This is a genomic window from Pseudoalteromonas sp. KG3 (assembly GCF_030436385.1).
GTDB lineage: Bacteria > Pseudomonadota > Gammaproteobacteria > Enterobacterales > Alteromonadaceae > Pseudoalteromonas > Pseudoalteromonas prydzensis.
Window position 1 is genome coordinate 75,116 of the sequence record NZ_CP098523.1, and the last position, 13,430, is coordinate 88,545.

General features: G+C 44.1%; 17 protein-coding genes. 16 read left to right on the forward strand and 1 reads right to left on the reverse strand.

Features of this window, described 5'->3' with window-relative positions:
• The first annotated feature begins 62 nt into the window (after nt 1–62).
• The 16 genes from NDQ71_RS00455 to NDQ71_RS00530 all read left to right on the forward strand — a co-directional run bounded on the left by NDQ71_RS00455 (nt 63) and on the right by NDQ71_RS00530 (nt 12,590).
• On the forward strand, nt 63–3,002 hold the full coding sequence (locus NDQ71_RS00455; protein ID WP_301562038.1) for a phage tail tape measure protein: 2,940 nt from the start codon (nt 63–65) through the stop codon (nt 3,000–3,002).
• On the forward strand, nt 3,002–3,307 hold the full coding sequence (locus NDQ71_RS00460) for a DUF2590 family protein (protein WP_301562039.1): 306 nt from the start codon (nt 3,002–3,004) through the stop codon (nt 3,305–3,307). Before NDQ71_RS00455 ends, NDQ71_RS00460 begins: the two co-directional genes overlap by 1 nt.
• Nucleotides 3,304–4,458 carry a baseplate J/gp47 family protein gene (locus tag NDQ71_RS00465; protein ID WP_301562040.1) on the forward strand — a complete coding sequence of 385 codons (1,155 nt, stop codon included), beginning with the start codon at nt 3,304–3,306 and terminating at the stop codon, nt 4,456–4,458. The genes NDQ71_RS00460 and NDQ71_RS00465 overlap by 4 nt, the downstream gene beginning before the upstream one ends.
• Entirely contained in the window at nt 4,451–5,077 is a 627-nt protein-coding gene (locus NDQ71_RS00470; RefSeq protein WP_301562041.1) for a phage tail protein, read from the forward strand. The genes NDQ71_RS00465 and NDQ71_RS00470 overlap by 8 nt, the downstream gene beginning before the upstream one ends.
• Nucleotides 5,078–5,079: 2 nt before the next feature.
• Nucleotides 5,080–5,625, forward strand: a complete 546-nt coding sequence (locus NDQ71_RS00475; protein ID WP_301562042.1) for a phage tail protein — start codon at nt 5,080–5,082, stop codon at nt 5,623–5,625.
• Between the two features lie 2 nt (nt 5,626–5,627).
• On the forward strand, nt 5,628–6,293 hold the full coding sequence (locus NDQ71_RS00480; protein WP_301562043.1) for a hypothetical protein: 666 nt from the start codon (nt 5,628–5,630) through the stop codon (nt 6,291–6,293).
• Entirely contained in the window at nt 6,293–6,724 is a 432-nt protein-coding gene (locus NDQ71_RS00485; RefSeq protein ID WP_301562044.1) for a hypothetical protein, read from the forward strand. The genes NDQ71_RS00480 and NDQ71_RS00485 overlap by 1 nt, the downstream gene beginning before the upstream one ends.
• On the forward strand, nt 6,721–7,068 hold the full coding sequence (locus NDQ71_RS00490) for a hypothetical protein (RefSeq protein ID WP_301562045.1): 348 nt from the start codon (nt 6,721–6,723) through the stop codon (nt 7,066–7,068). The genes NDQ71_RS00485 and NDQ71_RS00490 overlap by 4 nt, the downstream gene beginning before the upstream one ends.
• Complete coding sequence (locus NDQ71_RS00495) at nt 7,069–7,992, forward strand: hypothetical protein (protein ID WP_301562046.1); 924 nt, start codon at nt 7,069–7,071, stop codon at nt 7,990–7,992. It begins immediately after the preceding gene.
• Between the two features lies 1 nt (nt 7,993).
• Entirely contained in the window at nt 7,994–8,515 is a 522-nt protein-coding gene (locus NDQ71_RS00500; protein ID WP_301562047.1) for a hypothetical protein, read from the forward strand.
• Between the two features lie 8 nt (nt 8,516–8,523).
• Nucleotides 8,524–8,850, forward strand: a complete 327-nt coding sequence (locus tag NDQ71_RS00505; protein WP_301562048.1) for a DUF1353 domain-containing protein — start codon at nt 8,524–8,526, stop codon at nt 8,848–8,850.
• Nucleotides 8,851–8,854: 4 nt separating this feature from the next.
• Nucleotides 8,855–9,553, forward strand: a complete 699-nt coding sequence (locus NDQ71_RS00510) for a hypothetical protein (protein ID WP_301562049.1) — start codon at nt 8,855–8,857, stop codon at nt 9,551–9,553.
• Nucleotides 9,550–10,032 carry a hypothetical protein gene (locus tag NDQ71_RS00515; RefSeq protein WP_301562050.1) on the forward strand — a complete coding sequence of 161 codons (483 nt, stop codon included), beginning with the start codon at nt 9,550–9,552 and terminating at the stop codon, nt 10,030–10,032. The genes NDQ71_RS00510 and NDQ71_RS00515 overlap by 4 nt, the downstream gene beginning before the upstream one ends.
• Nucleotides 10,029–10,724, forward strand: coding sequence for a hypothetical protein (locus NDQ71_RS00520; RefSeq protein WP_301562051.1), 696 nt, complete (start codon nt 10,029–10,031; stop codon nt 10,722–10,724). The genes NDQ71_RS00515 and NDQ71_RS00520 overlap by 4 nt, the downstream gene beginning before the upstream one ends.
• Nucleotides 10,706–11,656, forward strand: a complete 951-nt coding sequence (locus NDQ71_RS00525; RefSeq protein ID WP_301562052.1) for a hypothetical protein — start codon at nt 10,706–10,708, stop codon at nt 11,654–11,656. The genes NDQ71_RS00520 and NDQ71_RS00525 overlap by 19 nt, the downstream gene beginning before the upstream one ends.
• Nucleotides 11,657–11,825: 169 nt before the next feature.
• The gene (locus NDQ71_RS00530) at nt 11,826–12,590 is read left to right on the forward strand and encodes a class II glutamine amidotransferase (protein ID WP_064668335.1); all 765 of its coding nucleotides are present in this window, start codon (nt 11,826–11,828) and stop codon (nt 12,588–12,590) included.
• Between the two features lie 99 nt (nt 12,591–12,689).
• Here the strand turns inward: NDQ71_RS00530 and NDQ71_RS00535 are convergent, their stop codons facing one another.
• Nucleotides 12,690–13,385, reverse strand: coding sequence for a DUF3108 domain-containing protein (locus NDQ71_RS00535; protein WP_283711211.1), 696 nt, complete (start codon nt 13,383–13,385; stop codon nt 12,690–12,692).
• Nucleotides 13,386–13,430 lie beyond the last annotated feature (45 nt).

Genomic DNA, 13,430 nt, shown 5'->3' on the forward strand with positions numbered 1-13,430 from the left:
GCAAGAAAACTTTGTAGTTGCTGTAAATAACGGCATATGCCAAGCACTAAGCGAGTAATGTAATGGCCACGCTCAGCAAGTTAGACAAGCTTAATTATTCAATCGGCATCATCGACAAGGTGACGGGTCCGGTTAATAAAGTCATGGCTAAAATTAATCAGCTGAGCCAGCAAACAGCCGCCGCGCAAGATCAAATGATGCGCGGCGCAGCCACAGCCGTTGGCGGCGCTTATGCACTGGCTAAATCACTAGCCCCCGCAATTGATCAGGTAGCGGCTTTGGGCGAAGTGCAATCAGTAGGTGCTCTTGGTGGTGCGCTGGATGAGTTAAATAATAAAGGGCTGCAATTCATTTCTGAGTTTGGAGGTAAAGCACCAGACTTTGTGAGAAGTGCATATAAAATTCAGCAAGCAGTAAAGCCAATAGGCGGAGAGTTAGCAGAGATAACGCGCCTATCAAATTTAACCGCAGTTGCATTAAGAACCGACGCAAACACAGTGTCAGATACCTTTGGGAAAATATATAACAGTAACAAGCAGTATGCCGACAAAATAGGTAAGGTTAATTTTTTCGACGAACTGGCTGGTAAAATGGCCCACATGCAAGGCGCCTTTAGTATGGAGGGTGGTGATTTAAACTCAGCATTAGGTAAGCTGGGCAGCAAAGCAACGGCCAAAGGTGTTGATCTAAATGAGCAACTAGCTGTTATTGGTGTTTTGAAAGACTATGCAAAATCAGGTAGTGCGGCCGCCGGAATTTATGGGGGCTTCATTGATAAGATAGGTAATGCGGGTAAAGCTTTAAATATAGATTTTTATGAAAACGGAAAGCTGATTGAAACAGACAAAATAATAGAAAAAATAAACGCTAAATTAGAGGGCGCGACTAAAAGCCAGAGAGAAAATATTTTAGATAAAGTTTTAGGAGCAAGTGGGCGCGGCTTGGTTGATCACTTAACAACGCAGATTGGCAGAGTGACGAATGAAACTGAAAAATTAAAGCAGATAAAAGATCATGGTGAGGCTGAAAAGTTGGCAAACATCATTGCAAGCCCGTGGGATAGGTTAGGCGGTTCATTTAATGCCGCAGCCACAGCAATGGGTAACCGCTTGCTACCCGTAGTAGAGCCATTTGTAGAAGTGCTTGCATCAATGTTTGCGGGCATTGTTTCGCTAACCGAAGAGTTCCCATTTTTATCAAGCGTGATCGCAACCGCAGTAGTGGGCTTAGTTGCGCTAATGACCGCCTTCGGTATAGCCACCTTTGCCATGGGGCTATATAACTTTGCAACAGGTTTAGGTATCACGCTTGCTAACGCCCAAATTATTGCAAACAAGCTTTGGCTTGCATCACTTTGGGCATTGCGTGTACTAGGCTTTTTATCGCTCATTGCCACAGTAAGTGCAGCCGCTATTGCCTTTGGTGTATTCAAAACAGCCATGCTAGTAGGTCAGGCAGCGGTATGGCTATTTAACGCAGCGCTTTGGGCAAATCCATTAACGTGGATTGTTATAGCAGCTGTTGCATTAATCGCCGCTGTCGCCGCACTTATCTATTATTTTGACGACATAACCGCCGCATTTAATGAGTGGGCGGAAAGTTCAACCGTGTTTAAATACCTTAAAGTTGCGTTCGACCTGCTAACGCTGCCACTGCAATTGGTGTGGCGGCTAATAAAAACAATAGCCGTAGGAGTGTACGATTTTTTTGCACCCGCATTTTCGGCAATTAGCAGCGTAGTTATGGGCATGGTTAACGCCATAGGCTCAGCATTTTCGTATGTGGGTAATTTACTGTCTAGCTTTGGCGGCGCCATCACCGGGTTTTTCTCAGGCATGGGGAGTTCTGTATCGGGTTTTTTCACCGGAATTTGGCAAAGCGCAGTCGACATAATTGAATCGCTAATAAATTATTTAACCGAAACGTTCGGCTTTTTGGGCGACTTTTTCGGCGGCATAGCCAGCGGCATCAGTGGAATATTTGACGGCGTAAGTAGCTTTATTTCAGCCATCGCCGACAACGGCGTATTAAACTCGGTTATCTCGTTTTTCTCAGACGACGAGCCAGCAAAAGTATCAAACAAAGTTGAGCAGGTAACCCAAGCAGTTCAGCCGCAAACAATGGTTATGCAAAGTGCCGACCAAGCATACAGCCGCGACTACGGGCAAAGCATTATCAGTAAAGCAAGCGCGCCAGCTCAGCAAGCAAGCTCGCAGTATGTAGCACCAAGCAGCCCTGTAAATTATGCAGCTCCTAAAGCAACAACAATTATTGAAACTGAAGGAATGCGCAAGCAGGCATTGGCAGAGCAAGCAGCAAACGACCCTGCTTATTCAGCCCAACCAAAAGTAATGACCGAGCGTGAAGCAGCGCAAGCCGCCTTTAAATTTACTAGCCAGCGCTTACCAGCAGTGCCAACCGACACCACAGCACCGTTAAATTTACAGTCACAAGCCCGCAGCCAAGCATTAATAAATAACGCGTTCTCAAGCGAGCAAAACAACGCAGTAACTAACAGCGCAGTGAGCGCCGCTCAAAACAACGCAGTAACTAACAGCGCAGTGAGCGCCACGCAAAACAATGCGGCAACGGTAACTAACAGCGCAACTAGCACGAAGGCCATAGCTGCACAACCCAAAATAATGACCGAGCGAGAAGCCGCAAACGATGCATTTAAATTTACTAGCCAGCGCTTGCCAGCAGTACCAACCGACAACACAGCACCGTTAAATTTACAGTCGCAAGCGCGCAGCCAAGCATTAATAAACAGCGCGTTCCCTACAGCAAACAACGTAGAGCAGTTAAAAGCAGAGCAAAGCGAGGCAGCGTACAAACCAAAAGTACAAAAGTCGGCTTACCTGCAAAGCCTAACTAACAACAGCAACAGCACAAATAACAACAGTAAAAGCGATCATAGCAAGCGCGTGTATATCGACAACTTAACAGTTAAATCAGACGACCCAATAAACAGCGTAGAACAAATGATGGAGCTTGCAGGCTAATGGCAACTATAAATATCGACCTAAACATAATCGAGCAAGATATAGCGCTCGACAACTTTGCAGTACCCAGCCAATTAACCAACAGCGACGTAATAGCGCAAGACATAAAGCACCGCATTATCGAAAGCGGCAAACTAACTGAGCTAATTGGCCTGCGTAATAAAAATATAGTTGCCAAAATATTAACCGAAATAGAGCTAATCGTAGAGCAAGACGACCGCCTAACGCCAGGCACCATAAAAGTGATTAAACAGCTAACCGGCGAAATAAACGTAACAGCACAAACCAGCGAGGATGCCGCGTGACCGACTACACAAATATATTTAAGCAAGAGCTACAAAGCGCAGGCATACCCGTTACTAACGAAGAACTACAAGCACTTTGGCAAAAGCACCTAGATCAAGGCGAGTTTACAGTAAGTAACACCAGCACGTTTAGCCCGTTTTTTCGTTTGCAAAAATCAATTATGGTTGAGCCAGCCGAGCAACTAATACAAAGCTTAATAACCCAAGTTATGCCTAACTCATTTGTAATGCTTGCAGGTGGCGAATGGCTAAAGCAACACGGTGAATCACGTAAAACGCCAAAACTGCCAGCCGTTAAAGCACAAGGGATTATTCAATTTACCAGAGCCGACACCGACACCCAACTAGCACTAAGCGCAGGCACAATAGTAGAAAGCCTGCCAATTAACGGCCAAGTGTATCGCGTGTTCACCCTGTACGACCAAACCTTTGCAGTGGGCCAATCAACCCACAACGTACATGTACAAGCAGAGCAAACAGGCCAAAATTACAACCTAGCCGCAGGCTATTACGTGCGTGTAATTTCAGACATTGAAAACCTAACAGCAACTAACAATGCCGACTGGCTAACAACGGCAGGGCAAAATATCGAAACCGACGATAACTACCGCCTGCGTATACGCGATGCGTTTTCATCATTAGGCAGCTATCACGTTGATGCCGTGTACCGCTCTATTATTTCAGCGTTCACGGGTATATCGGTAGATAACATTGTATTTGAAAAAAACGCGCCACGGGGTCCAGGCAGTGCCAACGCCTATGTATTTTTAAACGTAGGTGAAATAAGCCCCGCGTTACTCAATCAAATAAACAATCACATAGCTGCGGGAAATCATGGCAGTGGTGACGATTTGCAAGTATTTGCAATTAACACACAGCCACAAAATATTGTGGCTAACTATCAACAGCACCCCAACACCCAAAACCGCAGCGCCGATATAGAACAATTTATACGCGCCGCTTTTCGCCAAAATGCAGCATACAACAACGTAACTAAATGCAAACCAAACGAACTATTTAGCTTTAGCCAACTAGCCACAGAGTTACACACACAATTTAGCGAGCTTAAAACCATTCGCTTTGATAACGCCGACATTAACTGCGAACTATGGCTACCCACAGTCAACAGCGTGGCGCTCACTAATGAATAACGAGTTAGAACCCCAATTACCAATTTGGCTAAAAGGCCAAAACGCCAACGCCTTAGCAAAAGTCGCCCAAAGCTACTGGCAAGAGGTTGAAAGTTATTTGTTTTGGTGGTTAGAGCAACAGCACAGCGAAAACGCCCAAACCGCTATTTTAGATCTACTAGCATGGGAGCGTGGCATAAATCGACTGCCTAATGAAAGCTTAGAACTTTATGGGCTACGCGTAAAACATGCGTTTGCCAATGCTCAGGATGCAGGGTCAACAATAGGAATGAAGCGGATTTTTAACCGCCTTGGCCTTGGCTCACTTGAAATAAATGAACGCATAGAGGGGTTTGATTGGGACGAAGTAGAGGTAATTGTTTTTGCTGAAATATATCGTAATAACAGAGCGTTAATAAGCGAAATAATAAAGCAGTACGGACTTACATGCAGGCGATATCGCTTAAAATTATTTTTAAAATCGACAATCAACATAAAAACAGCAACGGCACAGGTAAGTCGTTTAGAGACAACGGTTTTACCGTTTTATGCGGGTCAAATCGATTCAGCAATGAGCATGTTAGTACGTAGTACAACAACCAGTTTTCATGAAACTAAAGTTTTCCCAAGAGGTATATAAATATGACACAACCATTGTACTGGACAATGTTAACAGCAGCGGGGCGGGCAAAAGTTGCTAACGCCATTGGCACAGGATTAAAAATTAACATTATTAAATTTGCTGTCGGTGATGGAGATATTTTGCCTGACGCTAATGATTTAGTAAATCCACGCTTTACAGGGCTAATTAATAGCTCTCAAGCGGTGACTGACAATGCGAGTCGCGTTGAAATGATAGGCATTGTGCCGTCAACTGAGGGCGGCTTTTATGTCAAAGAAGCTGCTTTCTACACAGAAGACAACGTAGCATTTGCCATTGTTAAATATCCGGCCACATACAAGCCCAATATTGACGACAACGCAGCAGCAGAGCTGGGCATAAAAGCAATTATAGATGTAACCCAGGCTGATGTTGTCAATTTAAAAATAGATCCAAGCATGGTTTACGCTACGCAAAATTGGGTAACAAACGAACTAACTAAAATAACTGGTATGTTAACACTAGACGGCGGTAATTTTACCGACTCATACCCTAACGCAACCCCAATTGACGGTGGAGGAATTTAATAATGTCTAATCAAATACAGTTTAGGCGCGGTGTTGAATCAAATCGCGGCAGCATCACGCCCAGCGCCGGTGAACCTGTTTGGATCACTGACGATAAAAAGCTTTATATCGGTGACGGGTTAACGCCTGGCGGCGTTGATATCTTTAAAACACTTGGCTCAGCAATCACAAAAAACGCGGGTGTAAATGCCAACGAAGTATTGGTACTTGATGCAAAAGGTAAAGTACCAGAGTCAGTATTGCCAAGTTTAGCAATAAGTGAAATATCAGAAGTTGCGAGCCAATCAGCCATGTTAGCACTGGCGGCACAAACCGGTGATATTGCTGTTCGATCTGACTTAAACAAAACGTATATTTTAAAAGCATCACCGGCGACCGTTCCTGCAAACTGGGTATTATTGCGAACACCAACCGATTCAGTTTTATCAGTAAACGGTAAAACAGGCGCATTAAGGCTAACTAAAGCCGATGTTGGGCTAAGTAACGTAACCAACGAGTCTAAATCAAGCATGTTTAGTTCGCCAGAGTTTACCGGTAACCCAACAGTGCCTACTCAACCTGTTAGCACGAACAACACACGGGCAGCTAATACGTCATGGGTACGTACTTACGTTAGTTCATTAGGTCTTGCCGTAGAGGGTGGAGCAATTGATGGGGGAACATTTTAATGACTAGAAAAATACAATTTAGACGCGGCACCGAAAACGACAGAAAACAAACTGTTTTAGCAAATGGTGAACCAGGTTGGTCGCCTTCAGAAAGTCAATTTTTTATCGGTAATGGTACAGCACCAGGTGGAATACCAGCGCAAATGGCGCATTACAAATTTATTGCAACGCCAACAATGGCAACTTTAGGTGGTCGTCATGTGTTTACAGCAGTAACAACGTTACAACTAATTGACGATGTACCCGAAGGCACAAGTTTAACTGTAATGCTTGATGTTGCTGCAGGTGCAACCAAAGCAATGCCTGCGAAGGTTTTAGCCCCTGCAACAAAGACAATACAAAAACATACAGAGGCAGGCACTGAATATCAAATGTCAACGCCTGGCATAGAACGAACATTTATTTTTAAAAATGGAGGGTGGACAGTATGAGTGTAATAACAGACCAAGACAGTAAAACCACATTTGATACGTTACTGCCGTTTGCTACTCAGTCAATAATCAATGTATTTAAACGCCACAATATTATTAATAGTAACGAGTACACAGCGCCATTAGTTGGCCTTGATAATACCGAGCTGCAAAATGGCGATTGGTTTTCAGTACGAGCAAGTAACGGTGAGCCAGTTATAAAACAGGCTAACGCTAATGAAACAACAGCTAAATTTAAGCGCTTAGCAGATGGCGCAATTGATATCCAAGTAACCATTGTTGCTGATGATAAAAACGAGCGTGTATTTGTGTATAACAAAGAATTAAACGTGTGGGAGTTTTAAATGGATAGTGTTATTAAAAAAAGTGGATTGCTTGGCTGGCCCAACTCAACTTACCCACTCGGTAATGAGTTTATATTTGAGACGAGCATGGCTAGCTATGCTAAAGCGCCAAACGAATACAATGCTGGCGAGTCTATAAAAATAAATGGTTATACAGCAACTTATTATAACACTGATGGTTCAATTAAATGGACTACAAGCACAGTTGATTTTGGCCGCTACACACTTGCATTTAAAAGCGGCATGCCAATAGTGTTTTTTACAGAAACACATGTTTACGCATTAATACGCCACGCATCGAATGATCCTAGTGTTTGGTTTGTTAGATTTGCAGTATCTGACGGTATAGCTGAGCTATCAACAACGCGAACATTGGTAAGTAATAACTTGGTTTTTACTGAGCATAATAATGACATTATTTTGATTGGTGAAGCTGAAGGGGGCACACAGCACGCGGCAAAAGCTTACAGGCTTAACACAGGTACATTTAGCTTTGTTGAAGAGCCATTAAACACATTCTCAATCAAAGAATTTTCACAAACATATAGCTATAGAGGTGGCGCAGCAGCACTATTTAATGGTGCGGTTGTAATAAAGCGCTCTGGATTAGATAGTGGAACTTACAACAGCCATGATGCGTTATCAGTAGTGTTTGGTTTAAATGATAATTTATTGTTATCTGATATATCAGCTAAAGAGCGCGTAGAAACATCGCATGATCTTTCCATCGATGCATTTAACGGAGATGTACAGCAAATTAGTAAAAACTTATTTTATTGTGGGGCATTTACAATAGCTGGTAGATACCAAATTGCTCCAGTATTTCGGCCTAAGTTTTACACGCGAGCAGAGCTAGAAAGGTGGGCTTCGGACTGCATTTATAAAACAACGGGCTTTAAAATTCCACTGAGTGAGGGCGTGTAAAATGAAGTTATTACTAAAAATTAATTCGGGGTTAATTGAACCGCAATTACCTGATAGTTCATCTTTGTTTGAGCAGCAAGATGTTGTAGAAATTAACGAGGAAATGTATTTATTTGCTGACTATACAGGCTCTAAATCGCTTGTTAGCGATTACAGCGTTGATGATTATTTAGCGAGTATTGCGCCCGTTGAAACGCCATTGATCCCCGTTATTATCGACAATGTAGCAGGCCAGCTTGAGGGCTATGTAAACGTTGAAAACGAGTACACAGTACCGCAAGCAAGCGACGCGGTTATTGCTACGGGGCAATTAGCAATTCCTGATCGTAAATTTAAAGTGCCGTTCAAACGCATAGATACTGGCCGTGTGCAGCTAATGCCTGCTGAAGTGGTAAGCGGTGCGTTCACGCTGCCTTTAAAATTTGAAACTAACGGCGTATGGATTGTTAACCAAGAGCTTATTAACTCTGATTACGAGCAAGACGTTTTTGCACTAACAGAGCGCCGGTTCTCTGTAATTTAGGTGCAGCCATGCAAATTAAACTAAACTTTATAAGCGCGGGTAAAGCCCAGTTGCTAGAGCCACTAAAAACCCAGTTTGGTGAAGTGCACCGCTTTTTTGTAACCGATGGATTTACACTGCCGTGGTACGTTCGTTGGTTTCATAACCCATTTGGCAAGGGGTTACTTGCTGCAATATGGCATGACTACGCGTTAAAAACAGGGCGTAAAAAAGCACATTATGAGTTTTTTACGTTACTTAAAACCAACGGCGTACCGATTTGGAAAGCCTACATTATGTGGTTTTGTGTGTGGGCCTACAGTCAGCTTAATAAATTGCTATCGTTTTTAAGGTAATGCTATGCAAATACCATTGTCATTTAATACCCAAAGTAGAGCGGATTTAAACGCCGCCTCTACGCAGATAAATATTATTGCGCTTAATAGCTACCAAACGCCAAGCCTAATAACAGCCGCGGCGGGTAGCGAATTACTGGCAACAGCTATAAAAGACGCCACTCGCCAACAACGGCCAAGCGCATTTAATGCAGTCATACTCAGTTGCAGCGCCAGCAATCCCGCACAGCTTGCAAGCTTATTAAGTGAGTTTAACCAGCATTGTCCATTAGCGGTGTTTACCCATGCAGCTGATCATGCATTAAGTTTATCAACGCTCGATACTGACAAAATGCGCCTGCCCACAACTGAGCAATCAATAGAGTGGCAGCACGTTAACAATTGCTGTGCAGTGCCAGCACTCGCAAACGCGTTTAACGATAAAAGCCTAGCACTGGTAAGTGACGAAGGCATAAACCTGATCACAGATATTAATACGGCCCTAAACGAAACAGCGCAATTAAAAACACAACGGGATCAGCGTTTAACCAACTCGTTATTTGTCACCGCTGGCGGTTTAACAATTACCAATAGCAGTGCCCAAAGTGCCCGCGCATTAGCGCAGCAAATACAAACCCTTGGTAATAACAATAAGCACTGGGCGTACTGCGCATTCGTAGGCAGCACCGAAAACATAAACACAATTAAAGAGCTATTCGCATGATCACACTTAACGGCTGGCAAGTACCCGGCTACGAAACCCGTATAAATTGTGGTATTAAATTGCCCAGCGAAGACCTAAGCGGCATTGGCTCGTTCGCACTATCAAACGACAACGGCATAAAGCCAGGCGTGGTATCAGTAACCACAAAAATACCCTTTGTTGATGCCGCCGATTTAGCCGAGCTAATCACTCGTGCAAAACAGCTCGACGCCAACGGCGCACGCGCGGTACTTACAATAAACAGCCAAATAACCGAAGCCTATAAAATCCGCAAAGTAAAATTCGATGGCGACATAAACGCCAGCGAAGAAGAGGGCAAAAAAGGCTGGCAAGTTACATTTAAATTACTCGAAGTACTTTCAACAGCAGAGCGAACGCAACAAAAAATAGACGGCAAAGCCGCTGAAAACAGCCAAACCCAAACAATAGACGGGCACGCAACAGTGCAAACCGCCTTTGATAAAAGCGAAGGGCCATGAGCAGCAGCCGGTTAATTAAAACCCTTACAATTGGTGGCGAACCCGTCACCAATTTAGTAAGCGATAATACACAACTAGACCTATTCAGCACAGGCCGCGCCAGCTTTGTTGTGGTAACAGAGCAAGAACCACAAGGCCTTGTTGAACTACACTTAGGCTATGCCATCGACAGCATGCAGCCATACTTTTTAGGCGTAATCGAATCAAAACACCAAAGCAATGGCCGCTGGTTTTTAACCTGCCGCGAGCTTATAGGTGCATTATCGTTTGCACATAACCTGGCAATACGCCATGCAACACTCGCCAACGTATGCGATCAGCTAAGCACCATTGGCATTGAGTTTATTTACCCCGATGCCGACTACACAAGCACACCAGCGCCCGCGTTTTATCACCAAGGCACTGGCATTGAAGCACTGCGCCAATGTGCGCATGTGTTTAGCATTCCCGACTTTATATTTCAACAACGCCCCGACGGCAAAGTATACGTAGGCAGCTGGCACGACTCGCGCTGGCCACAAGCCGAAATAACCAACTTTGAAGAACACCCAATAAAAGCAACCGGTGCAAATGCTGGCTCAATAATGGCAACGCCAAAGCTGCGGCCAGGCATTAAAATAAACGGCCGTTACATAACCGAGGTAACACTCAGCGGCAACAAACAGGTGATCCGATGGTCAAAAACGCTATAAAGCGCTTAGTGCTTCGCTACTTTCCAGAGCTTGGGCAACGCAAACACTTACCCCAGCTCGCGCGTATCGAACGTATTTACGACATACCCGCAACCGCAACAATCAGCACCGCATTTAGGCCGCTAAAAGCAGCCGACGTGCAGCTATTAAACCCGCTAACAGGCGAGCCATTGGCCGTGCCCGTATTTCAACAGGTAACACTCGGTACAGGCCAAGCATCCGACCACGGATTATTAAACGAACCAACGCCAGGCATGCATTGTTTAATACAGTATATTGATGGCCTAAACAGCCATGCCGTGATCACCAATTTACTGCCATGGCAAAGCCTAGTGCCCGAGCACAAACGTACCGACGTAACACTACAGCAAAACAGCCGCAGCAAACTACAAGGCCGCGACGGTAACTGGCACACCACAACCGACGGCGACATAACCCAATCAAGCGATAGCAGTAAAATAAAAACGCGCAACCGCGAAGAAATTTACCATCAACGCACCTGCAGCATAGATGCACACGACACGCTAAAAATTGACGGCAACCAAATAACCGAAGTCATGGGCGCCCTAAAAACAGTAGTCGGTGAAAAAGCCTTAATAGTCGCACTTGAAGGGTTAATGCTAGGAAGTAAAAAACAGGTAGACATTGAAGCCACCGAAAACATGAACCTAACCACACTAAAAACCCTGCACGCCAAAGCCACCGAACTGGCAAAGGTAGAAGGCAAAACCGTGTGGCTCGGCAATAACTCAGTAAACGTGGCTCAAGTGCTGCTAGATTTAATCGCACTGGTAAAAGACATAAACCAAAGCCTAGAAACCCACGGCCACAAAGACCAGGGCGCGGGACCGCCAATTACCAAAGGCGAATTTACCAGCCATAAATCAACAGCCAGCAGCTTAAAAAGCACACTAGAGCCAATAGTAGAGTAGTTAGCCCTTGCCTATAGCCCAATCGTGCTTAACAATAGCGCCATTAAAGCCGTAAAATAAATGAAATTGCAGCAAGAAAAAACCAAAGTGAAACAAAAACTGTGACCATTAAATCAGATTTAAACGCATGCTTTGGTTAACTTGTTGAATTAAAAGAGGTGTTTTTGTTATGTGTGAACTTCTTGGCATGTCGGCGAATGTGCCTACGGATATTTGTTTTAGTTTTTCAGGGCTGTTAGAGCGCGGTGGTAACACAGGTCCGCATAAAGATGGCTGGGGCATTACTTTTTATGAAGGTAAAGGGTGCCGTACTTTTAAAGATCCTGAGCCGAGCTGCCAATCTGAGATAGCCAAGTTAGTAAAGGCATATCCGATTAAAAGTGTATCGGTGATAAGCCATATCCGCCAAGGCAATCGAGGCCGAGTGTGCCTTGAAAATACTCATCCATTTACCCGTGAGTTGTGGGGGCGCGAAATCACGTATGCGCATAATGGCCAATTATCTAATTACCATGATTTAAAACCTGAATACTATCGTCCTGTGGGTAACACTGACAGTGAGTTGGCGTTTTGTTGGTTACTCGATAAAATTCGTGAAAAATACCCAAAGCGCCCAGCTAATATGGCGTCGGTATTTCGCTATGCAGCCAAACTTTCCCATACGCTGCGAGAAAAAGGCGTGTTTAATATGCTACTGACTGATGGCGTGTATGTATTGGCGTATTGTACAAATAACTTACATTGGATCACCCGTCGAGCGCCGTTTGGTAAAGCTACCTTGATTGATGCGGATATGGTGGTGGATTTTCAACAAGAAACCACGCCAAATGATGTGGTCACTGTGATAGCAACTCGGCCGCTGACCAATGATGAGCGCTGGCAAAAAATGGAGCCTGGTGAATTTGCGCTGTTTAAAATGGGTGAGTTAATTTAGCCGTCAGATGTCAGTTTGAATTAGTTATAAGTCATAAGGTGAAAAGCTCAAGTTATGATTGCCATGCTTGAGCCTTTCGTCTTGAATCTTGCAACTAATTTACTCTGGGGCTATTTCGCTTTTTACAGCTTCTGGAACAGCAACAGGGCTGGTTACTGTGAATGATTTAAGTTGCACTTCAAACTGCTCCATGCCTTTTTCGCCTTTCCACATTCTCACTAACATGTAGTCCATTTCAGGGGCGAACCACGCAAGCGCTTGACGCTTGTCGTTATCGTAAAGACGTTTTACTTTGATTGCCTCAATATTGCCGATAGGCAGTGAAATTACCTCTGTACCTACCACTTCAAAATTGTAGTCACGGCAGTTACCTTTCTTATCAACCAGTGGATAGGAAAAGCTGGTTTTACCCATCTTTAGCTCTTCACGTACTTGTACTTGGTATGAAATTGAATCTTGAAATTGATCACTCCACTGACATTCAATTGGGTATTTACTCTCGCTACTACTAATTTGCCTTTTAGTGCCATCAAATTGCAGTGTATATTCTTTATCAGGGCCAGTGCCTGTGCGGATCATACTGTAGCTGACAGGCGTTACTTTTTCGTCAGTGTAGGTAAAGTTTGATGTTTCTTTGCGTGAGTCTGAGAAGATCATCCACTCAATATCACTGTGATAGCTAACTTGATAGCTGTTATCAGCTAGTTTTTTTAATGTGCGTACACCTTGACCATGATTTTCGCCTTTGCGCAAAATATCATAGTTGGCTTCAAATTGAGTGAGTTCACCAGCCATTAAACCAGTAGGAAGTAATAAAGTGCCTGCACAAAATAGCAAGGC